Source organism: Pirellulales bacterium (assembly GCA_019694435.1).
GTDB lineage: Bacteria > Planctomycetota > Planctomycetia > Pirellulales > JAEUIK01 > JAIBBZ01.
Map to the genome: position 1 here is coordinate 73,391 of JAIBBZ010000017.1, position 25,290 is coordinate 98,680.

Annotated in this window: 21 protein-coding genes; all 21 read right to left on the reverse strand. The window is 65.5% G+C overall.

What is annotated here, in order from left to right:
• Positions 1 to 18 precede the first annotated feature (18 nt).
• Entirely contained in the window at positions 19 to 1,281 is a 1,263-nt protein-coding gene (locus K1X74_13975) for a DegT/DnrJ/EryC1/StrS aminotransferase family protein (protein ID MBX7167433.1), read from the reverse strand.
• Positions 1,271 to 2,389 carry a UDP-N-acetylglucosamine 2-epimerase (non-hydrolyzing) gene (gene wecB, locus K1X74_13980; protein MBX7167434.1) on the reverse strand — a complete coding sequence of 373 codons (1,119 nt, stop codon included), beginning with the start codon at positions 2,387 to 2,389 and terminating at the stop codon, positions 1,271 to 1,273. Before wecB ends, K1X74_13975 begins: the two co-directional genes overlap by 11 nt.
• The gene (locus K1X74_13985; protein ID MBX7167435.1) at positions 2,386 to 3,081 is read right to left on the reverse strand and encodes a class I SAM-dependent methyltransferase; all 696 of its coding nucleotides are present in this window, start codon (positions 3,079 to 3,081) and stop codon (positions 2,386 to 2,388) included. Before K1X74_13985 ends, wecB begins: the two co-directional genes overlap by 4 nt.
• Positions 3,078 to 4,304: a glycosyltransferase family 4 protein gene (locus K1X74_13990; protein ID MBX7167436.1), complete on the reverse strand. Its 1,227-nt coding sequence runs from the start codon at positions 4,302 to 4,304 to the stop codon at positions 3,078 to 3,080. The genes K1X74_13985 and K1X74_13990 overlap by 4 nt, the downstream gene beginning before the upstream one ends.
• A gap of 1 nt (position 4,305) precedes the next feature.
• Positions 4,306 to 5,712 carry a hypothetical protein gene (locus K1X74_13995; GenBank protein ID MBX7167437.1) on the reverse strand — a complete coding sequence of 469 codons (1,407 nt, stop codon included), beginning with the start codon at positions 5,710 to 5,712 and terminating at the stop codon, positions 4,306 to 4,308.
• Positions 5,709 to 7,241 (reverse strand): DUF362 domain-containing protein, encoded by a 1,533-nt coding sequence (locus K1X74_14000; GenBank protein MBX7167438.1) that lies wholly within the window; start codon positions 7,239 to 7,241, stop codon positions 5,709 to 5,711. Before K1X74_14000 ends, K1X74_13995 begins: the two co-directional genes overlap by 4 nt.
• Before the next feature lie 21 nt (positions 7,242 to 7,262).
• Positions 7,263 to 8,480 carry a glycosyltransferase family 4 protein gene (locus tag K1X74_14005; GenBank protein ID MBX7167439.1) on the reverse strand — a complete coding sequence of 406 codons (1,218 nt, stop codon included), beginning with the start codon at positions 8,478 to 8,480 and terminating at the stop codon, positions 7,263 to 7,265.
• Positions 8,477 to 9,718, reverse strand: a complete 1,242-nt coding sequence (locus tag K1X74_14010; protein MBX7167440.1) for an O-antigen ligase family protein — start codon at positions 9,716 to 9,718, stop codon at positions 8,477 to 8,479. Before K1X74_14010 ends, K1X74_14005 begins: the two co-directional genes overlap by 4 nt.
• Before the next feature lie 218 nt (positions 9,719 to 9,936).
• Complete coding sequence (locus K1X74_14015; protein MBX7167441.1) at positions 9,937 to 11,151, reverse strand: glycosyltransferase family 4 protein; 1,215 nt, start codon at positions 11,149 to 11,151, stop codon at positions 9,937 to 9,939.
• A gap of 14 nt (positions 11,152 to 11,165) precedes the next feature.
• Positions 11,166 to 11,888 (reverse strand): glycosyltransferase family 2 protein, encoded by a 723-nt coding sequence (locus K1X74_14020; GenBank protein MBX7167442.1) that lies wholly within the window; start codon positions 11,886 to 11,888, stop codon positions 11,166 to 11,168.
• Complete coding sequence (locus K1X74_14025) at positions 11,885 to 12,292, reverse strand: capsular biosynthesis protein (GenBank protein ID MBX7167443.1); 408 nt, start codon at positions 12,290 to 12,292, stop codon at positions 11,885 to 11,887. The genes K1X74_14020 and K1X74_14025 overlap by 4 nt, the downstream gene beginning before the upstream one ends.
• On the reverse strand, positions 12,276 to 14,054 hold the full coding sequence (locus K1X74_14030) for a hypothetical protein (protein MBX7167444.1): 1,779 nt from the start codon (positions 14,052 to 14,054) through the stop codon (positions 12,276 to 12,278). Before K1X74_14030 ends, K1X74_14025 begins: the two co-directional genes overlap by 17 nt.
• Before the next feature lie 4 nt (positions 14,055 to 14,058).
• Positions 14,059 to 15,645: a UDP-N-acetylglucosamine 2-epimerase gene (locus K1X74_14035; GenBank protein ID MBX7167445.1), complete on the reverse strand. Its 1,587-nt coding sequence runs from the start codon at positions 15,643 to 15,645 to the stop codon at positions 14,059 to 14,061.
• Complete coding sequence (locus K1X74_14040) at positions 15,642 to 16,112, reverse strand: acyltransferase (GenBank protein MBX7167446.1); 471 nt, start codon at positions 16,110 to 16,112, stop codon at positions 15,642 to 15,644. Before K1X74_14040 ends, K1X74_14035 begins: the two co-directional genes overlap by 4 nt.
• A gap of 214 nt (positions 16,113 to 16,326) precedes the next feature.
• Positions 16,327 to 17,400, reverse strand: a complete 1,074-nt coding sequence (locus tag K1X74_14045; protein MBX7167447.1) for a class I SAM-dependent methyltransferase — start codon at positions 17,398 to 17,400, stop codon at positions 16,327 to 16,329.
• 15 nt (positions 17,401 to 17,415) lie between these two features.
• Positions 17,416 to 19,038, reverse strand: coding sequence for an oligosaccharide flippase family protein (locus K1X74_14050; GenBank protein ID MBX7167448.1), 1,623 nt, complete (start codon positions 19,036 to 19,038; stop codon positions 17,416 to 17,418).
• Between the two features lie 6 nt (positions 19,039 to 19,044).
• Positions 19,045 to 19,791: an acylneuraminate cytidylyltransferase family protein gene (locus tag K1X74_14055; protein MBX7167449.1), complete on the reverse strand. Its 747-nt coding sequence runs from the start codon at positions 19,789 to 19,791 to the stop codon at positions 19,045 to 19,047.
• Positions 19,792 to 19,922: 131 nt separating this feature from the next.
• The gene (locus tag K1X74_14060) at positions 19,923 to 20,951 is read right to left on the reverse strand and encodes a hypothetical protein (GenBank protein MBX7167450.1); all 1,029 of its coding nucleotides are present in this window, start codon (positions 20,949 to 20,951) and stop codon (positions 19,923 to 19,925) included.
• An 18-nt stretch (positions 20,952 to 20,969) separates the two neighbouring features.
• Complete coding sequence (gene neuC, locus K1X74_14065) at positions 20,970 to 22,145, reverse strand: UDP-N-acetylglucosamine 2-epimerase (hydrolyzing) (GenBank protein ID MBX7167451.1); 1,176 nt, start codon at positions 22,143 to 22,145, stop codon at positions 20,970 to 20,972.
• On the reverse strand, positions 22,135 to 23,148 hold the full coding sequence (locus K1X74_14070; GenBank protein MBX7167452.1) for an N-acetylneuraminate synthase family protein: 1,014 nt from the start codon (positions 23,146 to 23,148) through the stop codon (positions 22,135 to 22,137). The genes neuC and K1X74_14070 overlap by 11 nt, the downstream gene beginning before the upstream one ends.
• A gap of 71 nt (positions 23,149 to 23,219) precedes the next feature.
• Positions 23,220 to 25,262, reverse strand: coding sequence for a polysaccharide biosynthesis protein (locus K1X74_14075; protein ID MBX7167453.1), 2,043 nt, complete (start codon positions 25,260 to 25,262; stop codon positions 23,220 to 23,222).
• Positions 25,263 to 25,290 lie beyond the last annotated feature (28 nt).

Consider the following 25,290-nt stretch of genomic DNA (forward strand, 5'->3'; position numbering starts at 1 on the left):
AAAGGCTAAGCGGCTGGGTTATGCGCCGCGGCGAAACGCCCGCAACGTATCGCGCACGACACGGACCACGTGCTCGACCTCGTCGGGCCGCATCTCGGGGAACAACGGCAAACTGATCAACCGCTGCCAGGCCGCGGTGGCCTGCGGCAACTGCTCGGGCAGCCAGCCGAAGGTCTGCTCGTAGTAGGTGTGCAGATGCAGTGGCCGCCAGTGGACGCTTGTCGCAACGCCGCGCGTGCGCAGTTCTTCCATCATCTCGTGGCGATTGATCCGCAAGCGTTCCAGCCGGAGCCGGATCGGAAACAAGTGCCAGGCATGGATTCGGTTGGCCACCACCGGAGGCAGCTCCAGCTCTTCGACGTCGGCCAGCGCGTCGATCATCTGCAGCGCCAGCTCTTCGCGGCGCACGCGCATCGACTCGGCCCGGTGGAGCTGTTGAATGCCCAGGGCCGCGGCGACGTCGGTCAGGTTGTATTTGAAGCCCGGGGCGACGATGCGGTAGTCCCAAGTGCCGCCGCCCGAGTAGCGTCCCCAGGCGTCTTTCGACAGGCCGTGCAGCGACATGATGCGCATCCGCTCGGCCAGCTCGTCGTCGTCGGTGACGGCCATCCCGCCTTCGCCGGTGGTGATTGTCTTGTTGGCATAGAACGAATAGCACGCCACGTGCGACGTGTTTTCGCCGCACCACCGCCACGGGGCGTCCGGGCCGTTCCGCCAGGCGGCCGGGAACGCGTGGGCCGCGTCTTCGACGACCCAGATGTTCTGCTCGCGGGCGAAGGCTTCCATTTGCGGCAGATCGAGCATCAGGCCGCCGACGTGTACCGGCATGAAGCCGACGATCGGCAGGTCGCGATCGAGCGCCGCGGGCAGTTCGCCGCGCCGCAATTGCTCGACCTTGCGCCGTGCATCGGCGAAATCGACATTGCCGGTCACCGGATCGCAATCGACCAATACGGGGACCGCGCCCAGGTAGCGTACGACCTCGGCCGTCGCGGCGAAGGTCATCGTGGGCACCAGCACACCCTGCCCGGCCTGCAGGTGCAGCGCCTCGACCGCCAGATGCAGGGCCGCCGTGCAGGAGTTGAGCGCAATGGCATGCCGGCCACGCACCATTTCGGCAAACATCGTCTCGAATTGCTTGGTCCGCGGACCCGTGGTCAGCCAGCCCGAACGCAGGCAGGCGACGACTTCTTCGACTTCGGCCTCGGTGATCGAGGGCCGGAAGAACGGCACCTTCAAGGCCGGCGCCGGTTCCGCAGATCGAGACGTTTCAGTGGACACGGGCATAGAACTCCGCGATGGATTGAGCGATGCGCGGGCCGGCCTTGCCGTCCCACAACTCCGGGCAGCGACCTTGCTTATAAGTGCCTGCAATGACTTGTTTTACCAGGATTTCCAGCCGGTCGACGTCGTGCCCCAAGAGCGTGCTGGTGCCTTCGGTCACCGTCACGGGGCGATCGGTCGTATCCCGCATCGTCAGGCAAGGTATTCCCAAGGCGGTGGTTTCCTCCTGGAGGCCACCCGAGTCGGTCACCACCAGCGCGGCCTGCGACGACAGACTGAGGAACTCGCGATAGCCCAGTGGCTCGGTCAACACGAGCCCTTGGCTGGCCAGCAGATCGGAAAGCAAGCCTGCAGCCTCGATCCGAGCCCGCGTGCGCGGGTGCACGGGAAATGCGATGGGTAACTCCTTGGCAATCCGAGCCAGCGCCCCGCACAAGCGGCCGAGATGGGCAGGATCATCGACATTCGACGGGCGGTGCAGGGTAACCAGCCCATATTGTCGCGGTGTTAGGCCCAGCCGTTGCGGCTCGCCCAGCCGCCGGGCCGCCTCGACCTGGGCCAGCAGCACATCGATCATGACGTTGCCCACGAGGCGAATGGCCGTTTCGGGGCGACCTTCGCGCCGCAGGTTTTCGACCCCGGCAGGTTCGCTCGCCAGGAGCAAATCGCTCAGCACGTCGGTCACCACACGGTTGATTTCTTCCGGCATCCGGCGATCGAAGCTGCGCAGACCGGCCTCGACGTGAATCACCGGAATCCCCAGCTTCGACGAGGCCAGGGCACAGGCGATGGTCGAGTTCACGTCGCCAACGACCAAGGTGGCCCAGGGTCGCGGCTGCACTTCGGTCAGCCACGCCTCGTAACGCTCGAGGATCCTGGCCGTTTGCTGTCCGTGCGTACCGGAGCCGACCTTGAGCGACACGTCGGGCTGGGGCAGCCCCAGCTCGGTGAAGAACAAGTCGCTCATCTGCTTGTCGTAATGCTGGCCCGTGTGGACGAGCACGGGGCGCATCTCGGGCATCACGGCGCGCAAGCCAGCGAGCACCGGTCCGATCTTCACAAAGTTCGGCCGGGCACCGACAACACAGGCAATCGAGTCGGTCATCGCGCTGCGGGCTGCATGTAGCCGATCAGGTGACTGTTCAAGAATTGCAAGGATTCAACCAGCGTGGCCAGGAGTACAGAATATCCGGCCAGCCAGCGGGCGACGGGAGGTGCCAGCGTAGCACGGCGGAACCGCGACTTGCAGCCGGGAAACAGCTCCTTGATAGCCTGCCGGCCCAGGCCGACGACCTGGGAGTTGCCCGGGTTGTAGCGGAAGTCGTACCAGACAATGGTTCCTTGCGGCCGCAGCACGCGCAGCATCTCGGCGGCGACGCGGCGGCGCAGTTCGGGGTCGAGTATCGACGTGAATACCGTGCTCTGGAACACGATGTCGAAAGTACCGTTGGGCCAGGGCATGGCCGCGGCATCGCCGATGCGGATATCGGCGCCACCGAAGCGTCGGGCGGCGGCCCCGCCACGAATCGCGTCGAGTTCGATCCCCGACAGGTTTTCCCGCGTGGCGCCCAGGCACTCGAACGAGACGAACCATTGACCGCGGCCACAGCCGACTTCGAGGATCCGCTTATCTTCCAAGGGCACGCACCCGGCGGCATTCACGGCCCACTGGAGGGCCCGCTCTTGACCGTGACGGACGAACAAGTTGCCCGCCTTGTGCAGCGAATAGAAGTCGCCCAAGTCGCGCTCGCGCCGCTCGAACTCATCCAGAATACGCTGGCGTTCGTCGAGCGTCATTGGGCGCGCTGTTCCAGCAGGTTGCGCAAAAACCGATCGAACCGCTGGGCAATCTGGCGGCGGTCGTACGTCGTGGCGGCCGCCTCGCGGCCATGGGTGCCGAGCTGTTCGCGAAGCTGCGCGTCTTCGGCCAGGCGGCGATACGCGGCGACCGCCGCGGCCGTGTTCTCGGGCTCGACCGTCAGGCCTGCGCCGGCCGCTTCGACGCGGCGGGCCGATTCGCCTTCGGCAATCAGCAAGATGGGCAGCGAAGAAGCCATCGCCTCGTAGATCTTGCTTGGCACGGCCCCGGGAATGCGCATGCCCAAGCAGATCACGGCAGCATCGGCGGTGGCCAGCAGCGGCGGAATGCGATCGTAGGGCAAGGCCGGCAGCAGGCGCACGCGCGGATTCGGACGGTTCTTTAAGCGCGACTGCAAGCCGTCGCGGGCAGGGCCATCGCCAACGAGCACAAATCTGCCGGGCACGTCGGCCGGCAAGGCATCGGCCAGATTGAGGATCTGGTGCAGCCCCTGTGCCCAGCCCATCAGGCCCGCGTAGACAAACACTGGGCCCGGTTCGGGTCCCAGCAGCTCGCGCGAGGCCGCGTCAGACTTGTCACGCCCGAAACGGGCCAGATCGACGCCGTTGGTGATTACGGCGGTCGGCTTCTCGGGCGCATGTTTGAGCACCTCGCCGATAATCTCCTCGGACTGGCCCGTCACACCATCGGCCCGACGATAGAGCGCGTCCTCGAGGCGCTCGGCCATGCGAATCGCCAGGCCGCGTTTCATCATCCCAATCCGCACGGCCGTCTCGGGATACAGATCGCTGACGTTGAACACAAACTTTGCGCCCCAGCGCCAGCAGAGCCAACGGGCCGTGTACCCAATGAACAAAGGGGGGGATTCGGCCAGCAGCACGTCGGGCTTCGTGACCAGGCTCGGACCCATCCACGCGGCGGACGCGACGAAGGAAAAATACGACATCAGCCGGGCCAAGAAACCGCGCCGGGCCGGGAACAACGGCACCCGTGCCGTACGGATGCGGCCGACCATTTCGACCTTCGTCTGCCAAGCCGAGTAGCCGGGGAAGATCTTGCCCGTCGGGTAATTGGGCAGCGCTGTCAGGGCCTCGACCTCCCAGCCGAGGTCGATCAGCCGCTCGCCCAACTCCGACAGTCGGGCCTGCGGGGCACCCATCTCGGGCGGGAAATACTGGGTCAGCAGGCAAAGGCGCGGCACGTCAAACCAGTGCGGGGTTGGACGACAATTTGCTGATCACGGCGCGAAGTTTACCCGCGGACGTGCGTTCCAGGCGATCGACGATCTCAATATCGACTTCTACCTCGCCCATGCGCTGGCAGATGGCTGCGCGGATGGCGGCAGCGTCCGCCTCCGCATAACCGGGGGCCGGAACAACCCGCACAACCAGACGCGTGAGCCGTTCCTGCACAATCTGAGCCTCGCGAACCCGCAAGGCCGCCTTGAAGACCGGATCGAGCCGGCCGACTTTGCGCCCGTCGGGTGAGAGGAGCACATCATCGCTGCGCCCCTCGATCGACGCCAGCAGGGGCAAGGTCCGGCCGCAGGGACACCGTTCGTCCCGAGGGCCTAGGACTCCCCGGTCGCCCTGGCGGTAGCGAATGAGCACGTGATCGGGGTTCAGCAGGCTGGTTACCACCAGATCCCCCGCCTGGCCGGGCTCGACGAGCCGGTCGTGCTCGTCGACCGCTTCGGTGATTCCCACGTCGGGCGACAGATGCATCCGGCGCTCGCGACATTCGAATGCCGCCACGGTCAGCTCGGCGGGGGCATACATGTCGCGGGCCGGGCAACCGAAGGCCCGTTCGATGTGTTCACGTTGATGAGCGTAGAGCGGCTCGGCGTTCGAGATCGCCACGCGCAGACGCACGTCGCTGCGGCCACGCTCGAGCGCATGCACCGCCAACGCGTCCAGCGACGATGCGTAACCAAACAGGTAGACGATCTGCCGCCGGAGCAGCTCGTCGAGATAGGCGTCGAGGAAATCGCCGCGCAGGTGGTAGGACGACATGTAGAGCTGACGCGCGGGGGCATTCCAGACCCAAAAGGGTGGCCGCGTACGAGCCTGCGGAACGATCAATTGGCCCCCGAGCATGGCCCAGGGGTCGCCCAAGCGGACGTCGTTCCAATGGCGAATGCGGCGCTCGAAGCAGGCATACCAGGATTGATGCGTCTCGGGCGACCACCACAGGCGCAAGGGGGTTCCGGTCGTGCCGCTCGTCGCTTCCTCGTACATGTTTTCCGGCGTGCAATCGTCGGCCAGGAAATCGCGCGGCGCCGCGCGGACGGTTTCCTTTTCGAGGATCGGCAGCCGAGACAAATCGTCGGCCGTGCGGACCTCGTTGATCGGAAACCGGCCCGCTGCATGCTCGCGGCGATAGTAAGGCACCAGCGTGACGGCGCGGAGCAACAGCGCCTGCAGCCGCGCGGTCTGCCAATTGGCCCACTGCGCGGGCGACCACGTCTCGCGTTCGGCAAATCTCGGCAGCTCGCGGCGGTAGACCTCGCCGTAGCGCAGCCGCATGAGCCGCGCTCCGTGGCGGCTGGCGACAAACGATTGCAGCCCCGCAGGCAAGTGATGATAGAGCTTCAAAAGCGTCGGATTCACGCCGGCTGCCTTGTCCGCGATCGCTGCAGGAAATCGACCCATCCGAGCGGCTCGGCAAATTGCCAAGGGTCGGCCTGGCGCAACTGCTCGAGCGAGCCAGCCCACGAAGGGACGTTGCTCACCAGTCGCATCACGTCGGCGGGGACCGGCGCCAGCGGCAACGGGTGCGGCCGCAACGCCGCGGCCAGCATGGGCACTTGGCGATGGTCGAAGCCGACCAACTCGGTCGCGGCCACATCGACCAGCGCCGCGCAGCTCCCGGCCAGGATGACGCCGCATGGCCGCGGGTCGGCAAAGACGGGGCCCAGGCCTTCGCCGGCGACGATGCCGTCGATCACCGTGAACCGGCGCTTGGTTGGTCGGTCGTGCAGGCGCCCGGCCGCATCGGCGTAGGTCAGCGCGCGGTTGATATCGAGCACCATCCGCCACAAGGTGTCGTTGCCGTGCCAGCCACCGCCGCGGATCGTTTCATGGCTACGGCCCAGCAACAGCCGCCCGAGCCGCTTGGCCAGCCGATAAACCTGAGGGGCCGTGCGCGGAAAGCGGAGCGATGCTTGTTCGAACCCGCGCACGACGCGCGCCTCGAATCGCTGCCGCCACGACGATTCGGCGAACTGATCGCCTCCCGTTAGCGGCGTACCCTGGGTGCGATGGGGCAGCCAGTTCCGGCCGCAGTTGAGCCCGACCACTCCCTTGAGCGCCAGCGTCATGCCGACCTTGTGATGCGTCTTGAGCTTGGGCACGTCGATGATCACGTCGGCCTGCATCGCCGTGCCGCTGATCTGGTATTCCTGGCATTCGCCGCGATGGTGGCGGTTGACTTCGGCCGTGTCGTAGTCGGCGCCGTAATAGCGGCCTTCGCCGGCGAACCCGAACAGTTCGCTCTGACGGCCGAGATTGACCACGGTGCTGCCCCGCGGATCGCCCGGCAGTGTCCGGCGCTCGACGACGACATCGTCGCGAGTCACAAACAACACGCTGCGCAAGTCGCACAACTCGACGGCGCACAGCCCGGGCGCGGCGGCATGCAAGCGGCAGACTTCGGCGATGCCCGTCTTCCGGCAGATCGCGTCGAAGTCGGAGTTGAGCATCGGGCCGTCGGCCAGCCAGATCGTCCCCTGACCGCCCAAGGCGCGCTGCACATAGTCGAGCACCGGCCGCAGCACGGCGCCGTGGGTGATGATCTGTTCCCACGAGTCGTTCAACTCGTGCTTGTGGCTGACCCAGTTCGGCTTGATCAGCACGCGCTGTCCCGGGCGAACTAGATCGCCCAAAGGGTTCCACTCGGGTGTGCCTTGATGGGCCGCATCGAGGCCAACGAGCGCGAAAGCCTCGCGCACGGCGGCGTAGACGGCGTTGTCCGGATCGAGCTGGGCCGTCAGTCCGGTGCCGCTCAGCTCGGCGTAGGCAGCCGGCGGATGAAACGGGGCGCGGGGATATTCAGGCCGTGCGGCGCGGACCAGTGCGACACGGCTGGCACCGGCGTCGCCGCCCGCGATCCCGGCCGGGTGCGAAGTCGCTGTGTCCACCGAGGCGCTCATCATGGCTTTCTAGACGCACGGCTCCAGGGCCGGTTCGAGTCGCTCGCGGCCCAGGCAGGCGGCGGCCTCCTCGGCAATCGCGGCCGCAAATGCCTCGACCGTCGTGCGGCGCGCGCGCTCGATGCCCGCCTGCCGCAAGCGTTCGCGCAGCGGACGGTCCTGGGCGAGCCGGGCCAGGGCGGCGTACAGGGCTGCCGCATCGTCCGGCGGCACTAGCAGGCCGTCGACCTCGTCTTCGACCGACGTCGGAATGCCGCCCACGCGACTGGCCACTACAGTGCAGCCAAACGCCCGGGCCTCGACCAGCACGCGCGGCGTACCCTCGCTGCGACTGGGCACCGCCAACACGTCGGCATCGGCGAAACAGGCGAACAGCTCGGGACCAAACTCGCGATGGCCGAGGAATCCGACCGTGGCCCGGCCTTGCAGTCGCGCCAAGGAACGCTGCAGGTCTTCGGTCATACCGCGGTCTTCCATGTTTTGTGAACCGACGAAGAACAACTCCGCAGTGGGCACTTCGTCGAGCAGTTTTTCGAAGGCCGCGAACAGCGTGTCGATGCCTTTTTCGTGCCGCAGGTAGCCGACGAACAACACCCGGAACGGTGCGTCGGCCGGCCGGCTGCGCGGCACGCTCATCACCTCGCGGGCCGAGAGCGTCGATGAGACGACCGCACGCCCCCGCGGCGAACCATAATGTGCAAACAGATCCGCGCCGTTCGTGACGACCCGGGCCAAGGGCCAGTGAATCAATCGCCGCTGCAGGCGATCGGTCTGCTTGGAGACGAACGACGCCAGCAGGTGCATGGGGCCCCGATACCAGGGCGAAGTGCTGGCAATGGCGTGGACGTCGGCACACACGTGATACAGCCGCGGACGCGCAGGGAACAACAGCCCCAGCGTGGCGGCGAACGGCAATTGCACGATGACCACGTCGCTGACGCGTTCGACGAGCCGGATCGCCTGCCAGCAGCCCGGCGCCTTGTAGAAGCCGCGCGCGACGCTGGGCAACCAAGGCAGCGGTACGAAATCAAAACTCTGGTCGGCGCAGCGATGGTCGTGCCAGCGCTGCCGCCCCGGCGCGAGGCTCATCGCGACCGTGAGCCGGCGGGCGTCCTGCTGCCAGATGTCCAACAGCCTCCCTACGCCCGCTTCGGTCCAAAACCCGTCGACCACCGAGGCCGAACGCGCACTCACAAAGCCGACGTTCAGCCCGGCGAGCGCGGTCACCGAGTCCTCCGCGGCAGGGCACGCATCCCAGGCACGGGCCGCATGCCGGGGCGTGGCTGGCGACCGGCCGTCCGGCTGCGCTGTTCGTCCGCCGGCTTCCAGACCCCCTCGACCACGCACCAGCCGATGCAAATGCCGATGCCCATGCAGAACACGGGGCTATAGAGGATTTCGCGCGAGAAGAACCCGCGGATGCCCCACATCAGGATCATCATCTTCATGATGTAGTGGGCACTGGCCGCGCGCTCGTTGCCGAAAAAGTCGCTGGGCACCCCCGAGGGGCGCTTCCACAGCAGGTAGGCCGAAAGGAACAGCGTGAACATGGCCGGATAGCCGCTGCCGCCCGTGACGTGTGCAAATACGTTGTGCGAGTCGATCGTACCGTCCATGCCGAACACCCGGTGGGCCAGCATGAAGAACAGCTCTTGCGGCGAGACGCCCAGGAGCGGATGTTCCAAGCCGATCTGCAGCGAAGCCATCAGCAACTGAATACGTTTGCCGTCGGTCGTCTTGCCTTCGGTCGTGGCTTCCATATGGTGCTGCACGACGTCGAACATGCCGAGCTGTTCCATTACCAGGAACACCAGGCCCGCGGCCAGAACGAAATAGAGCATCGTCTGGATCTTCTTGCCGCGACCGAGGAACAACATCGGCGGTACGACGGCCAGTCCCAGCCAGCCGGAGCGGTTGGCCGAGGCCAGCACCGAGATCGAGATGATGACGAACGCCGTTCCGCAGAAGATGCGCAGCGATTTGCTCACCGTCTTGTCGAGCGTCATATAGCCGCCCAACAACAGCGGCGGCAAGTTGTACAGCGACCAGGAGTTTTCGTTGCTGGTCTCGAGCGGGTCGACGCCGATGTAGCTGGCGCTGGGTGCCGCGAGACCTTTGAGCGCCATGATCACCAGCGCCACGGTGAGCCCGACGACTCCGGCCCGAAAATCGCTCCGCGACGTTACGGCCAAGGCGGCGGTGATCATGGTCCCGGCGCCGGCCAGCAGTTTGACCGGTTCCTGGTAGTAGGGAATCGTGCTGCTGAACACCGAGAGGATGTACAAGGTGGAAAAGATGGCCGTCGTCGTCAGCACCGACAGGGGAAACCGCCCCAGCCGGGTGAAAAACAGATAGATAAACAACGGCAGCATCGCGATCAGGTACGGATGCGCGTTGAGCGCCGGGATGGGAATCCGCAGCTTTTCCCAGGCACTCATCGAGATCATCACCGCGAACACGAACATCCATTTTCCGGTTAGCGAGACGCGCTCCTTTTGCTCGGGCCGCGCGAAGGGCGCTGCCCCGGGCAGGGGGAAACCGGGTCGCGGGACGGCAAAGTTTCCAGGGGCGCGCATTGCTAGGCGGCACTCCGAACGGAGCAACGAGGTCGGGCTGGGGCGTCGGCAACGCCTCGCACAATTCTACGACATTTTTCGGATTTCGTTGCCAATTGCACCGCGGCTTACCCCGTCGACGCAGCCTTGCGCGACGCCCCCAACGGGCGGTCCATCGCCGTTTCGTAGGCCTCGAGCATGCCCGCGGCGCAACTTTCGAGCGAATACGTGGTTTCGGCCCGCCGCCGGCCGGCCGCCCCCAGGGCTTTCCGCAGGGCCGGGTCCCGGGCCAAACGCTCGATGTGGGTGGCCAGCGCGGCCGCATTGTCCGGTGGTGCCAGCAACCCGGTCGTCTCGTGGAGGACAATTTCCCCCACCCCCCCTCCCTGAACTCCGACAACCGGCAGGCTCGCGGCCATCGCCTCGACGACCACCCGGCCGAACGACTCGTCGTCGGCCTGGTGGACCAGAATGTCGATCTCGGACATGATCCGCGCCGGATCGCCGACGAAGCCCGGCCAGGCGAATTGATCGCGAATACCGGCGGCGGCGATCTGATCGTGGAGGGCGTCGACGTATTCGTCGCCGCGCACCGTGCCGCCCCGCGACGGGTCGTGGCCGTAGATGCGGAACTCCAGCGGCAGCGACCGATCGACCAGTGCCGCGGCGGCGACGAACAGGCCATGCTTCTTCCAGCGGCTGGTCGGGCTGCCGACCATGGCGACCACGATCGGCCGCCGCCGCGGGTCGAACGGCCGCGGCGTAAATCGCGACAGGTCGATGCCATTGGGCACGACCGTGAGCAAATCGGGCGGCACCGACGCGCGGGCCAGTTCGGCCGTGGTGTTCGAATTGGCCACCATCAACGAGCAGTGGGTTCGCAGGTAGTCGGCCAGCGCCGCACCCTCGAGCGGCAGCCGAAACGGACGGCCAGGCCCGATCAGCTCGCGCAGATGCCAGACATGGGGCAGCCCCAACCGTCGGGCTGCCAGCCCGCCCTCGGGATTGCAGATCGTGTTGGTGTGGATCAGCTCGACCTGCCAGTCGCGCGCGGCCTGCGCGACCGCGGCCGTGCTCTTGCCTTTGAAGCCCGTGACCCAGAGTTGCCGCAGCTCGAGCAGCGGCCTCTTCCAGAGCTTCGCGCGGATCTTGCGGTTCCACCAATACAGCGGCGTGAATACCACGCGGCCGTCGGCGGCGGCGCGCAATTGCTCGCGTTCGAGCTGCGTGCCGGCCGTGTGGCAAACGGCGCACGGTTCGATCCCGTAGCCGCGCATGGCCTCCATCAGGCCGATGGTGCTCAACGCAGCACCGCCGCTGGCGCTATTCAGAACGTGAAGCACGCGCCGAGGCCGGGTCATCCGCGGTAGTTGGCCTCGAAATAGGCGAGATCTTCCGGAGTACCGAGGACCCACACCTCGCGGGCCACGTCGAGGCGAATTTCGGCCCCCTGCGCGATCAGACGGTTGTAGACCGGCGCGACGTAGAACTCGTTGTTCACGCGGTCGTTGGCGGCGATCATCGCTTCGGCCTGGGCAACAAAGTCGTGGCCGCGCGCAAAGTGATACAGGCCCGTGCAGGCCCAGGGGGAGATGCGGCGCTTTTCGCTCGTTTCGACCACGCGGCCGGTTTCATCGGTGCGGGCAAAGCTCCATTTGTCGCCGGGGGCTTCGAATACGCCCAGCAGCCCCGCCACGCTTGGCGACAGGCCGGGCAGTGTCTCTTCGAGCGACGTGCGGCAATAGGTGTCGGCGTTGTAGATCAACAGCGGCTCGTCCGTATTGATCAGCTCTCGCGCCACGAGCACCGTGCAGGCCTGGCCCTCGGTTACATGATCGAGGCCGATGATCACCGGGTCGAGATCGCCGTAGCGCTCCTGGATGTCGTCGCGCAGCGCCCGGCCCTCGAGGTGCTCGCGCAGGCAGATGAACACGACGCGTTCGACCAGCGACAGCGGCAAACTGTCCATGGCCCAGGCGTACATCGGCTTGCCGCGCACGGGGATCAAGGGCTTGGGCGTGGCGATGCCCACGTCCGCAAAGCGGCTCCCACGGCCGGCCATGGGCATTACGGCGATCATGCCTCGGTGGTCTCCGCCAGTCCGGGATGTGCGGCGTGGCGCTTTTCGGCGCTGACCGGAAAACTCGAGCCGTCGCCGGCGAGCTTGTCCCAGCCCTCGAATCGCCAGGCGTTGTCGTCCAAGTAGACGTCGGCGTGCGGCTTGCCGAAGTGAATCTCGTCGAAGGGAATGCCGTGCTGCGCCAACCAGTTGAGCGTGACCTGGCCTTGGCGTGCCACGACCATGCCGACGTTGCCGTTACAAGTCTTCATGTGCCGGGCCGTGAACAGGATCAGGTAATGTCCCGCGGCCTTCAGCGCGCGAAGCTTCTCGACGGCACCCGTCACGGGCTGCAGGTCGGCATATTGCTGGCCCGGATCGCGCAAGCGGCAGACGACTCCATCGAGATCAATGCAGATGCGCACCGGTAGCCTTTCGTGTTGCGGTTTCGGACGCGACGCGCTCGGCCGGGCGCGCCGGAGCAATGTTTCCGGCGAACGCCTCGTCGAACAATTCCAGGGCCCGAGTATACATGGCCAACTGCCGCCGCGGCTTGTCGTAATGCAGGGCGGGCATGCTGGCGAACAGCAGCCCAGTCAGCACCAGGATTTCGTGGCGGTTGAACGTAGGGAAGAACACCTTGGCGAAGCGTTCCTGGATGTGGGTGTGCTGCGGCCGGGCGCAAATCTCCAGCCGGACTTCGTCGCCCGCGACCGAGACGCGGAACAAATCGTTTACGATGAAGTCGTACAGCCCATAAACCGAGTGGTACAGCTTGGCGATGTCGTAGCGCGAATCGCCGTAGATTCCCGAAGCGCCGAAGCTGCCGCGCGGATCGACGAGCTTGCAAATTCGCGACCGCAGATCGTAGAGGATGTTCGAAAAGCACAGGTCGCCGTGAGTCACGTTGCCCACGGCGTTGGCCTCGAGCGCGCCGACCGCCGCGTCGAGTCGGTCCCACAACTGCGGCAGGTTTGCCAAGGGACGGCCGTTGACGACGACCGGGCCCGTGGACCGCACCAAGGCCAGCAATTCCGGCGGCCCCTGCATGGTTTCCAGCCGCCGGCGCGTCTTACCGATGCACATCTCACGCAGGGCACCCGCGGCCAGCGGCCGGCTGCTGCGCATAAACCCTTGGGTGACGATTTCGCGCAGATGGACGAAGATCTGCTCCCAGATACCGGGATCGACGTTCTCGAACACGAAGACTTCGGAGAGCGACGGATAGCCGTAGTATTCCATCTTCAGCCACGGCTCGCTCCACTCCGTGGAAAACTCGATCACGCGCGGAAACAGCACGGCCAACTCCGGCGGCAGTAGCCGCAGGAAATTGATTTCGTCGATGAATTTCTCGACGTGCCGGCTGCGCTTGGTGATGGTGCCCAGTACCGGGTCGATCGACAGTTCGTTGAAATCGCGCTTTTGCAGCAGCGAACGGTGGCTCGTCGCCTGCCGGTCGGGATTGCCGCAATCGAGCCAGTCGGCCGCGCGATAGGCCCGCAGCGGCGATTGCTTGGCCAGCGGCGCGAGAATGTCGGCCATCGCGGCCGGTCGGCGCTGCAATTCGGCTGCGGCCACGGCGTCGCGCGCCGCTGCGCGCAGCCGGTCCGCAGCCGGAAAGAAGTACACGCCGATCAACGCGTCGAGCGGGCCCGGCAGGTCCGGCTCCTTGTCGTGCAAAGCCGTCACGTAGCCCTGGCGGTCGGTCTCGGCCGTGCACCAGCGATACGACTCCTCGACCTCGCTGGTCAGCACGAAGGGTTCTTCGCGGGCGAGCGCTGCAGGGTCGCTGAACTGAAAGTGCGTGTCGCCGAGCACGACCAGGGCCGCGCGCGTCGCGGCCTGTTCGGCCAATTCCTGGACGGTCAGCCCGAGGCCACCGTCGCGCGAAGGGACCAGGAAGCGAATCTCGCAGTCCTGCCCGAACGTGTATTCGACGAAGTCTTCGATAAACATGCCGCGCCGCGCCACGGCGATGATGAACCGCCGCAGTCCGAGCGAGCGCAGGTAGCTGAGCGTCCAGTGAATCACCGGACGGCCCGCCACGGGCACCATCGCCGGACAGGCGATGTTCGACAACGCCATGACGCCCTCGGGCACGCGGCCGGCCGCCGGAATCAGGACGGTGATTTCGGACAAATCGCCCGCGGCGGCGCCGGCTTCGAGATGGGGGTCGCTCAGGTGCATGGTTCTAGTTTAAGGCCCGCTCGGCCAATTGCATGATCTCCGCCGCACAACGCTCGGCGCTATGCCCGTCGATCGCCAGAAAGACGTCGCGCAGATAGGCGTCGGCCCGTTGCTTCGCAGCCGTGGGGGAGACGCCCGTACCGGTCAGCGCCACGACGGCGTCGCGCAGCTCGGATGTACTGGTTGCATGGGTTGTGGCGCCTTGCTGGATGAAGTCGACAGCCTTCAGTTCGTGGGCCAGGTCGAACGTCACCACGGGCACGTCGAACAGCATCGCCTCGACCGCCACGGTCGAAGCGCCCGTAATCAGCAGGTTACAGCCTTGCAGCCAGGAGAAGATGTCGACGGGGTACCCCTCGGCACCATAGCCGACGACGTGCAAGCGTGCTCCCGCCACGCTGGGGGCGATCCGCTCGTAATAGGCCATCTGGTCCTTGCGGTGCAGCTTGGCAACGAACTGGACTTCTGGCAGCTCCTGGCTGAGCCTGAAAAAGGCTTCGATCTGACGATGGTGATGATCGTGGGAGACCGAGTTGCCCGGACCCGACGTGGCGATCAGCACGTATGGCCGATCGGCGCGCAGGCCCAATTGATGAACGATCCGGGGATCGATCGCGCCAGATTGCTTGGGATGGTGGTCGAGATAGGGTGCGCCCACGACGCGGATCGATTCGGCCGCTGTCCCGAGCCGCACGAGCTCGCGGCGGGCGCTATCGCCGTAAACCAGGTACCGGTCAGTTACGTGGCGCCCCTGGAGCGCGCTGCCCGAAACGGTGCCGTGCATCAGCGCCACGGTTGGCAGCCCCCGGGCGCGTGCCATCTGGCAACTGCTGCGCCCCTCGACCGTGATATCGTTACCGACGACCAGGACCTGGGCCCCGAGCTGTTCGACGCACTCGCGTGTGTGTGCCGCCGTTTCCTGGACATGGACCAGGTTCTTGGCCACGAGCAGTTGAATCACGCGGCACAGCCCTGCGGCATGTTCGAGCCGGGGCAATTGTTTGAGATCGATGACGTCGCTCGGCAGCGAGCGCAGCCGTCGTCCTGTACGCTGGCCTTCGCGGCGTGCGTCGAGCAGGACCTGGGGCCAGATGGCCGGCAAATAAACGCACTCACGCCCGGCCTGGCGCACCAGGTGCAGCACCTTGGGATTCGAAGCGACGAAGGCGGCGCGGCCGCCGGCCGCGGCAATCGCGGCGGCAACCGGGAGATGTGTCTGCACGTGCGTCGGCTCGCGCGGCCAGAACAAGATCGGCACCCGGGCTGCCGGTGCCGACAAGCTCCAGACGCGGCGATCCTCGCGCCACGCCCGGCGCCGGCGGCCCCAGAGCCGCGCTTGCTCCACGAGGCCGGCAAGCCAACCGGCAGAGGCCGGCGGCAGGGCCGCGGCGCGCGTGTGTTTGAGCACGGCGAAGAAACACTCGGCCAGCACGCAATCGAGCACGTCGAGGGGCGGCTGCACGATCAGTGGACGCCAATCGCTGGTGCGCAATTGCGCAAACGCCGCGTCGAGCCAGTCGAGCAGCCGCTCGCCGGTCGCCGGCGCGGCCTCGGGTGTGGGGGGATCGGCCATGCCGGGCGAGGCCTTCACGCGTGAAGCTCGTGGGCTACGGACGGTTGCGGGGGAGCGACGGTCTGGCGATTCGCCCGACGCAAGCGGACCCGGCGCCGGTTCACCAGGTCGTGGTCGCGAGGCATGCCCAAATAGCTGCCGGCGGCTTTCAAGTGCTCGTAGGCCTCGCGATTGCGCTCGCGGATGACTTTCGCCGGGGCGCCGCCCACGATCGCCAGCGGCGGCACGTCGCGGGTGACGATCGATCCGGCCGCGACGACTGCCCCCTCGCCAATCGTCACGCCGGGCACGATCAGCACGCGATCGCCCAGCCAAACGCAGTCGCCGATCACGACGTCCTTGGCCACGTGCCCCTTGTCGTAGGGCAAGGTCAAGGGGACTTCGAAATTGTGGTTGTCAGTGATGATCGTGACGTGTTCGCCCATGTGGACGTGCGAGCCGATGAACAGCCGGCCGGTGCCCTTCGAGACAAAGCCGGGATTCATCGACACGTCGTTGGCCAAATAGGTGACCTCGGGGTTGCCGAACTTGATCGGACCGCGAATGGTGACGGGCGACCCCAGGCCGGCGACTTGCTCGAGCTGGGCGACGACTTGCTCGCGCGTGTACCAGTCGACCGCCGGCTGGACGACGAGCTTGCGAATCAGGCGGAACAACAACTGCGACATGGGCGGATGGTTTCGCGTGCGCCGCGCGCGATCAGCTACCGGCTTCGGCCGGCGGCTTTTGGAGCGCGGCCCATTGATACGATTCATTGCCCGGCGGCGTCATCGCGCGGCGCACCAGTCCACCGGACAGCCGGTCGAGCAGGTCGCTGGCGTGATAAAAGCGTGGACTGTACAGTGCCATGCGATGCCGGAACCGGCCCGGCGTGAACCGGCTGGTCAGCAGGTCGTGCAATTGGATGTCGATACCGCCGCAATGCGCGTGGGCAATCTGCTTCAGGCCGACGCGCTCGGCCAGCCGGGCCAGTCCGGCCTTGGTAAACAGGCTCACATGGCCAAAGCTGCTGACGTGCGTGTGCAAGTTGCCGAACAGCCGAAAACTGGCCGAATCGACGTTCGGCGTGTCGAGATAGACGATGCCGCCGGGACGCAGCAGCCGCCGCGCCTCGGTAAGCAATTCGGCCGGGTCGGTGATGTGCTCGATCAACTGCAGCATCGTGATCACGTCGAAGCGTCCCTCGCCCGAGACGTCCTGCAACCGGCCGGTGGTGACCTGGAGCCCCTGTTTGCGGGCGACCTCGGCCGTGTCGGCGCCCAGCTCGACGCCTTCGACGTCGAACCGCTGTCGGGCAGTCAGCAAGAAGGCCCCCGTGGCGCAACCGACGTCGAGCAGTGTGGGCCGACGGTCGGTGGGAAAGCGAAATACGCTGACCAGGTGATCGAAGTCGTGCTGGTTGGCGGGCTCGACCGAGACGTTGTCGGTCGTCCGCTGCTCGGTCCAGTGGAAGGCGTACGCCGGATCGTTATAGAGCCGCCCCAGAGTCCCCTCGGTAGGCACGGGGTCCATGTAGACGGTGCCCGTTTCGGGACAGGTCGCGAACTGGAAGCCGAGCGGGTTGGAGAAGCGGTCGGGGTGTTCGTGGACCACGCCACAGGCGGGGCACCGATTGGGCGCGAAGAGCGATGGATCCTGTTGCGCTTCGGCGAGAATTCGGCGTTCGGCAGCGGCGCGTAGACGGTGATATTCGCGCTTGTGGACGAGCTCGCGCTTGCCGCCGCCGCGGACGAGGTAATAGCCGCTGCGTAAAAGTTCTTTGACTGCAGACATGGACAACAGCAAGGGTTACTCGGGAATCGTCGTCGACACGGGTTCTGCCGCACCTGCAGACGCTGCGGCGTTTTCGGACGCGGCCTCGGTCCGCTCTGCGCTCGACCCAGCCTCCGGCTCTCTGGTCGACTCAGCCTCCGGCTCTGCGTTCGGTTTTTGCTTTTTACCGCGGCCGGCGCGCTGTTTCGTGAGCTTGTCGAACAAGATCCTTACGCGATGCCGTTCGTGCTCTGATCGCAGCAGGATCAAGGCGACGATCGCCGGGTAGGCGAGCGACAGAACCAGCGCCAAGGCACTGCGCTCGATCAAGCCCAAGCCGCTCGACAGCCAGGCATTGAACAGGATGAGCGCGGACGACACCAGCAGCAGCGAGCCGATCACGGGCCAGTCGTACTTGATGGGGAACTGCCGCTGGGAGAGCAGGTAGATGATCGTGGCCATCACCAGCCAGCTCAGCGCCGAGGCGCAGGCCGCGCCCGCGCCTAAGAATGACGGCACCAGCACGAGCGAGCCGACCATGACCGTCGCCAGGCCTGACAGGGTTACGAGCGGCATCGCTCGCGTGTTGTCTCCCAATTCGATCCCGGTGCCCAACATGAAATACATGCCTTCGCACAAGGGAATGATCGCGGTGATCGGTACGAGCGCCGCGGCCGTGTGATAGCTGGGCGCGGTCATCAGCACCAGCAACAGCGGCCCCCACAGCGAGACACCCAGCCACAAATAGGTGGAGCCCGCCAGGTAGTACGTGACGATGCCGCGAAACGTCCCCATCGGGTCGGCGTCGTCGGCGTGAATCTGGAATTTGAAGGGCACCCAGGCCTTTTGTACGGAGTTGACGATGAAGGCGAAGGGCAGCGAGAACTTGAGCGCCATGCCGTAGAGCCCGGTCTCGCGGGCGCCGAGCCATTGATTCACGACGATCTGGCCAAACACGCCCAGCAGCACGCCCATCAGGTGATGGAATACGAAGGGCAGTCCGTAGGAGAACATCGCGCCCCAGGTGGCGCGGCTCATCGTCAACCCGAATCGCGACCGGGTGGCGACGAACGTCGCCACGGTCGAGGCGATCGACCCGACGAGCGTGCCATACACCGAGCCGGCAACGCCCAGGTGCATGACGGTCACGAAGAACACCGTCGGCAGGATGGTGCTGAGCACCTTGAAGATGCTGATTTGGGCCACGGTCTTCACGTGGCGATCGGCCCGGAGCGTGACCAGGCCGATGTTCTGCACGCTGTGCAACATGGCCGAGAGGATCGTCAGCCAGACCAGGCCGATGAGCTGCGGATCGTGCAACAGGTGTTGCGCCAGCAACGGCGACGCGAGGAAGCAAATCGCCCCGAACGCGGCCGTCGAGCCGACCACGCTGACCAGGCCCGTGCTGAGCACGTCCCGCCGGGCGGACTCGTCCTTGCTGACGTTGAACCGGCGAAAGATGGCATTTGACATGCCGATATTCGCCACGGGCACGTACAGGCCCATGAAGATATTGAGCATGTCGAGGATGCCGTAATCGGCGGGCCCCAGGTACCGCGTCAGCAGCGGCACCAGCAGGAAATTGATCAATTGGCTCAGCGCCGTCGCGACGCCGAAGACCAAGGAATCGCCGAGGAGGCTTAAGAGCTTACGAAACATGAACGCTCAAAAGTGGACCTTGTTCGGCGCGGCCAGATTGGGGTGCCGCTCGACCAGGAACTCGGCAAACTGCAAGTCGATCTCGTCGTTAATGTCGACCGAATACTCGCGGGGCATCACCACGGCGCGGCAGTCGTCGCCCAAGACCTTGCCCCGGTTGATCACGTCGCGTCGCGTCGCGTAAACCGAGCCGTTCCGCGCGTACAGTGGGGGCAACTGGTGCTGCGCCATCCGCCCTCTTTCGTCCTCGAAATACGGTACCAGTTGATCGCCGCGCAGGGTCTTCAGCTTGTAGGGATGAATCGACTGTTCGATCTTGGCGACCGTGACGCACGATTCGGCACCCGACGTTTCGAGCAACTCGATCGTGGCGTCGATATCGGACGGCCGCGTCAGCGGCGAACTGGGCTGCACGATGGCCACGGCGTCGAAACGCGGCTCGCCGGCGCCTTCGAGCGCGCCGAGCGCGTGGTGCACAAATTCAATCGCCATCGACGTGTCGCGGGAGATCTCTTCGGGGCGTTGCAGGGCATATTCGTCGCCGTAGCTGCGCGCCAAGGCGAGAATCTCCGGGTGCTCCGAAGAGACGACGACGCGCGTGAGCCGTTCGGCGGCCAAGGCCGTCTCCAGCGCGCGGGCGACGAGCGTCTTGCCGCCTAACATGCAGAGGTTCTTCCGCGGCAGACGTTTCGAACCACCGCGAGCGGGGATGATGCCCAGGACCCGAAATCCGTGGGGCGATTGAGATTTCATGTTGCTTTGACTGACTTCTACCTTAACGCTTGCGTCTCCCCTTAGCTTCACACCAGACGCACGTCGGCCCTGTTGACGTCAGCTCCTCTGTTCCTGTTCCAAGATGCCAGACACAAATTGTTCCGTGACGTTCAAAAATCACCCCGCCCAACGTTCGCCGAACTTTCCTGGGCTCCGTTCGTCGTGACCGTCGTTTCGCGGCCGGTGTACTCGGGCTTCCAGGCTTGCAGCACGCGCAAGGCCAGAAAGACCTCGGTCTTTTCGAAGGATTCCTCGGTGTTGCCGCCAATGTGCGGCACAACCAGCAGGTTGTCGTGTTCGCGAGCATACCGGACGACGGGATGCTGAGCGTTAATATCCGGTTCGCCGTCGAGTACGTCGAGTGCCGCGCCCGCAAGGTGGCCCGATGCGAGCACCTCGATCAGGGCCCGGTCGTCGATTACGCCCCCCCGCGAAGTGTTGATCAGCACCGCCCCGGGCCGCATGATTTCCAACTGCCGGCGGCCGATCAGGTGCCGCGTCGAATCGTCGTATTTCACGTGAATGCTGACGATGTCGCTCCGTTCGAGCAGTTCGTCGATCGTCGAGGTGCGCACGGCCAGATCGCTGGGGAAATCGGGGCGCGGATCGTAGCCCAGCACCTCCATGCCAAAGGCACGGAAGTACCCGGCGACGATGGTGCCGAGCCGTCCCATGCCGACGATGCCCGCCGTCTTGCCGAACAGCTCGCGGCCGCGGAACAAATCGCGGTTCCAGAGGCCCTCGTTCACGCTGGCCGCTGCCTGGGGGATGTGGCGCAACAGGGCCAGTGCCAGACCCAAGGTCAGCTCGGCCGTGGCGCGCACGCGCTTCAGAAACTCGAACTCGCCGCGCAGGCTGACCACCCGGAGGCCGCGCTGTTGGCAGGCCTGCAAGTCGATATGGTCGAGCCCCGTCACCGGGGTCACCAGCATCCGGCAACGCAGCTGGCCCGAGAGCAACGCACGATCGATGCGGTGGGCCAACCGGAACCAGAAGATGTCGTAGTCGCGCAGCGCGTCGGCCAACTCGCCATGATGGCAATGGCGCAGCTCGACGTCGCCCACCTGGCGGAGGATTTCCACCGCCTTGGGGCTGAAGTCGTCCGGCTCGGCGATCAGGATGCGGACCGTGTCGTTCACGAGCGGCTGACGCGCGGGTTAGAGATCTTCGTGGACAAACGCGAGACGCTTCTGGACGTAGGGCTTGAGCGCGGCCACCGCGTCGGCCACCCGTTGCGAGACGTGCCCGTCTCCATACAGCGTACTTGGTGCATAACGTCCATGCTTGAACTGCTTTTCAATGGCCGCGCGGATCGCATCGACCTCGACCGACACGCGGACGGCATGGACGTCCGTTTCGCGGCCGTTTTGCCGGTTGCCGACCAGCACGACGGGCGTACCGAAATAACCGGCGTCGCGGACAAAGCTGCTGGAATTGCCGATTGCGCAGGCCGTATTGGCCAGCACTTTCAGATAGTCTTCCGGCGTCAGGTTGGTGAGCGTACGCATCCACGGCCGGTCGATCGTATTACGGTACACGCGGATCATCTTGCTGATGTGGTCGCTGCCGGCGTCGATGTTCGGCCACAGCACCAGCGACTGCACGCGGACGGCGTCGAGCGCCTTGAGCAGGTTTTGCATCTGGTCGCTTTCCGCGCCGAACTCGGTCGTCGTCGGGTGAAAGATGACCAGGAAAAAGGGCTTGGTGACGTCGATTTCGACGCCGTTGCCGCGGCTGTTGACGACCGCCGACGGGAGCGTGCGATCGAGCGAACGCGCTATGTCGCTCGACGGGCAGCCAACCGTGAGCACCGTGTCGGGTCGTTCGCCCATCCGCATGATGTACTCGGCCGAACGTTTGGTTGAAGGCACGTGAAACTGGGCGAACTTCGTGATCGCGTGCCGGGCACTTTCGTCGATCGAGCCGCTGACCTCGCCGCCTTGCAGGTGGATCAACGGGATATTCATGTAGGCCGCTGCGATGGCCGCCGAGAGCGCCTCGTAGCGGTCGCCGATCAACAGTACCACGTCTGGCTTCAAGCGGTGCAGCTCGCTGGAGAACTCGACCACGCCGAAGCCGACGCTCTTGGCCATCGTGGCCGGCGTCGAGCCTTCGAGCTCCGTGTAGATCTCGCCGCTGATCGCGAAACCGTCTTTGCGCACGACGCGCACCGGCTGGTCGAAGCGCTCGAGCACCATCGTGCCGGCCGCCAGCACCTGCAGCTCCAGCGCGGGGTGTTCCTGGATGGCGCGCATCACCGGCTTCAGACGCCCATAGTTGGCGCGGTCGACCAGCACCACGCAGACGGTTCGTTTGCCGTTGTTACTCAAAATCTTCCTCCGCCAACAGAGTATCCGCCGCTACGGCCCGTTTCAGCCTGCGGCCCAAAACTTCCGGCAGGCGGGCCGCAGCGATTCCCGTCCCCGGTTTCTTGAGTGCCAGGTCGGTTTCAGCCAGGACGCGCCCCGCCGGCAGGTCCGTGGCCGCGACCACGCTCTTGCCGAACAGCTTGCGCAATTCCGCCATGTCGCCCGCGGCCGTTTCTTTGTCCACGGGATGCGCCAACGCCGACTCGATGAACCGCACGCCCTCGACCAACTGGGCCAGCTCGGCCGTCGTGACCGAGGCCTTCACGTCCGGGCCGAAGCATTCTTTGGAAAAGACGACGTGCATTTCCAGCAGATTGGCCCCCAGGGTCGCCGCCGCGAGCGAGGGAAAGATCGTTCCGGAGTGATCCGAGAGGCCAACCGGCACGCCGTAACGCTCGCGTAACTCGGCCAGCACGTTGAGCCCTACTCTTTCGGGTGGGCAGGGGTACGCCGTGGTGCATTGAAAAATGCCCACCGCCGCCCCCGCCGCGACGATCGTCTCGACGGCCTGGTCGACGTCGGACCACGGCGACATGCCGCTCGATAGCAGCACGGGACGCCCGGTCGAGGCCATCCGTCGCAGCATGGGCAGGTTGTTGACTTCGCCGGAACCGACCTTCCAGGCCGGAACTTTCAGTGCGTCGAGCAAATCGACGGCCTGCATCGAAAACGGCGTCGACAGAAACACCAGGCCTGCCTGTGCGGCATGGTCGGCCAGGCCGCGCCATGCGTCGGGCGTGAATTCCATCCGCCGCCAGTAGTCGAAGCGGGTAGCATCTTGCGGCGAGAACTTCACGCGAAACTGTTCGCCGGGCGTCGATTCGGCCGCGGCGATATGCGTTTGAAACTTGACCGCGTTGGCGCCCGATCGCGCGATCGCATCGATGTAGGCGTGCGCGGCGCCGAGGCTGCCGTCGTGGGCCTGGGCCACCTCGGCGATGACGAAGCACGGGTGGCCGGGACCCACGGCGTGCTGGCCGATTTGGAAGGAGGCTGGCCGCAAGGGCTTTCCGTTTGGGGCGGGCAAGTCGTGCCGCGTCAGGTGACCGAGGAGGTGGTCGTTGGTTCCGCGGCTTCTTCCGCCTCGCGGGAATCCGCGGCGGCACTCGTTTCCGGCAAGTCCGAGTCGGACTGGTCCGCGTCAGGTTTCGGCGACAGATGCCGGCCGTTGCCGTTGGCCGTGGCGACCGACGTGTGCGGAGTCGGCTTGCTCGCCGCTTCGCCGGCTTTCGCTTCGCCGCCCAGCCGATACTCGGGCACCAACTCCTTGAACTTCAGCTTGATCGCCTCGGCGGGAGCATGGGCCAGGGCGGTCAGCTCGACGATACCGCGGCGCACCTCCGCCAGTGCGTAGGGCCGGTGATATGCAGCGAACACCTTGGGGTGCGGCGTGGTCAGCATCTGCTCGTCGTCGAAATACAGCTCTTCGTAGAGCTTCTCGCCGGGCCGCAAGCCGGTGAAATGAATCTCGATGTCGTCGGTGCTGAAGCCGGACAGTTGGATCAGGTCTTGGGCCAAGTCGACGATCCGCACCGGCTCGCCCATGTCGAGGACGAAGATCTCGCCCCCTTGGCCCATGGCGGCCGATTGCAGCACCAACTGCGAGGCCTCAGGAATGGTCATGAAGAAGCGTTCGATCTCCGGGTGCGTGACCGTGATGGGCCCGCCGCGGCGAATCTGTTCCTGGAAGATCGGCACGACGCTGCCGTTGGAGCCCAGCACGTTGCCGAATCGCACGACGACGTACTTGGTTTGGGCCTCTTCGGCAAAGGCGTGCACGAACCGCTCGGCGAGCTGCTTCGAAACACCCATCACGCTCGTGGGATTGACCGCCTTGTCGGTCGAGATCATCACGAACCGGTCGACGCCGTACTCGTTGGCCAGTTCGGCCAGCAGCTTGGTGCCGAGAATGTTGTTCTTCACCGCCTCGCCGGGGTTGTGCTCCATCATGGGCACGTGCTTGTGCGCCGCGGCATGAAAGATCACGTGTGGCCGATGCTCTTCGAGCACGGCCCGAACCCGGCGCTCGTCGGTGATGTCGGCGATGCACGGGCAGAGCCGGGCCTGGGGGATGGTCCGGTGCAGCTCCTGCTCGATCAGAAACAGCGCGTTTTCCGCCTGTTCGACCAGCACGAGCGTCCGCGGGTTGAAGCGCAGGACCTGGCGGCAGATTTCCGACCCGATGCTACCGCCGGCGCCGGTCACCAGCACCACGCGATCTTCGAGCAAGTGCCCGATGGCTTCGCTATTGAGCTGCACCGGCTCGCGACGCAGCAAGTCGTTGATCTGCACGTCGCGGACCTGCAACCGGTAATCGCCGGTCAGCAGCTCGTCGACGCCGGGTAGCACCTTGACGTTCAGATTCGCCGTCTGGCAGCGATCCATCAACTGACGCAATTGTTTGCCCGAGAGATGGCCCGAGACGACCAACACGTCTTCGACGTCGTAGGCGATGCCGAACCGGGCCGCATCTTCCGGACGGCCGAGCACGGGGATGCCGGCCAGGATCGAGCCGTGGCGCGACGCGTCCTGATCGAGGAACCCGACGATTTGATACTTGAGCTGCGGATCGACCTGGAGCTGCCGGGCCAGCGACTCGCCCGAGTGGTTCGCGCCGACGATCAGGGCCGCACGGTAGTCCTTGCGGTTGAACAGCGGCAAGACCTCTTCACGCGACATCCGCCACAGGGCGCGCAAGCCGCCCAGGGCCACGATCGTCATGGCCCAGTCGACGGCCAAGGTCGTCCGCGGGATGCGCGTCTCGGTGACCATGAAGTAGTCGACGGCCGCCAGGACCAGCGTCGACAACGTGGCTGCGCGCAGCAGCAGTCCCAAGTCGGAAAAGGCCACATAGCGCCAGGAAACGTGGCAATGGCCCAAGGCGTAGAACACCGTGAGCTTGATCACCAGCACGGCCGGCAGCGTAATCCAGAACACCGTCTGAAAGCGTTCGGGCAAGGTGAAGTCCGAACGCACGCAGACGGCAAACCAGTAGCAGAATCCGAAGACCACCGCGTGGACGAACAGCGCAAAGAACGACCGCTTCGTCAACCGGCGCGAAGGCTGTTTGTTGACCATCATCTTGTCCGCATGCATCCTTTCGCAGTGA

Bases quoted from the DNA above. Each gene is read 5' to 3' on its own strand.
- wecB (MBX7167434.1), bottom strand. From the start codon at position 2,389: ATGACCGACTCGATTGCCTGTGTTGTCGGTGCCCGGCCGAACTTTGTG.
- K1X74_13985 (MBX7167435.1), bottom strand. From the start codon at position 3,081: ATGACGCTCGACGAACGCCAGCGTATTCTGGATGAGTTCGAGCGGCGC.
- K1X74_14010 (MBX7167440.1), bottom strand. From the start codon at position 9,718: ATGTTCGTGTTCGCGGTGATGATCTCGATGAGTGCCTGGGAAAAGCTG.
- K1X74_14020 (MBX7167442.1), bottom strand. From the start codon at position 11,888: ATGATCGCCGTAATGCCCATGGCCGGCCGTGGGAGCCGCTTTGCGGAC.
- K1X74_14030 (MBX7167444.1), bottom strand. From the start codon at position 14,054: ATGCACCTGAGCGACCCCCATCTCGAAGCCGGCGCCGCCGCGGGCGAT.
- K1X74_14040 (MBX7167446.1), bottom strand. From the start codon at position 16,112: ATGAATCCCGGCTTTGTCTCGAAGGGCACCGGCCGGCTGTTCATCGGC.
- K1X74_14045 (MBX7167447.1), bottom strand. From the start codon at position 17,400: ATGTCTGCAGTCAAAGAACTTTTACGCAGCGGCTATTACCTCGTCCGC.
- K1X74_14050 (MBX7167448.1), bottom strand. From the start codon at position 19,038: ATGTTTCGTAAGCTCTTAAGCCTCCTCGGCGATTCCTTGGTCTTCGGC.
- K1X74_14055 (MBX7167449.1), bottom strand. From the start codon at position 19,791: ATGAAATCTCAATCGCCCCACGGATTTCGGGTCCTGGGCATCATCCCC.
- K1X74_14075 (MBX7167453.1), bottom strand. From the start codon at position 25,262: ATGATGGTCAACAAACAGCCTTCGCGCCGGTTGACGAAGCGGTCGTTC.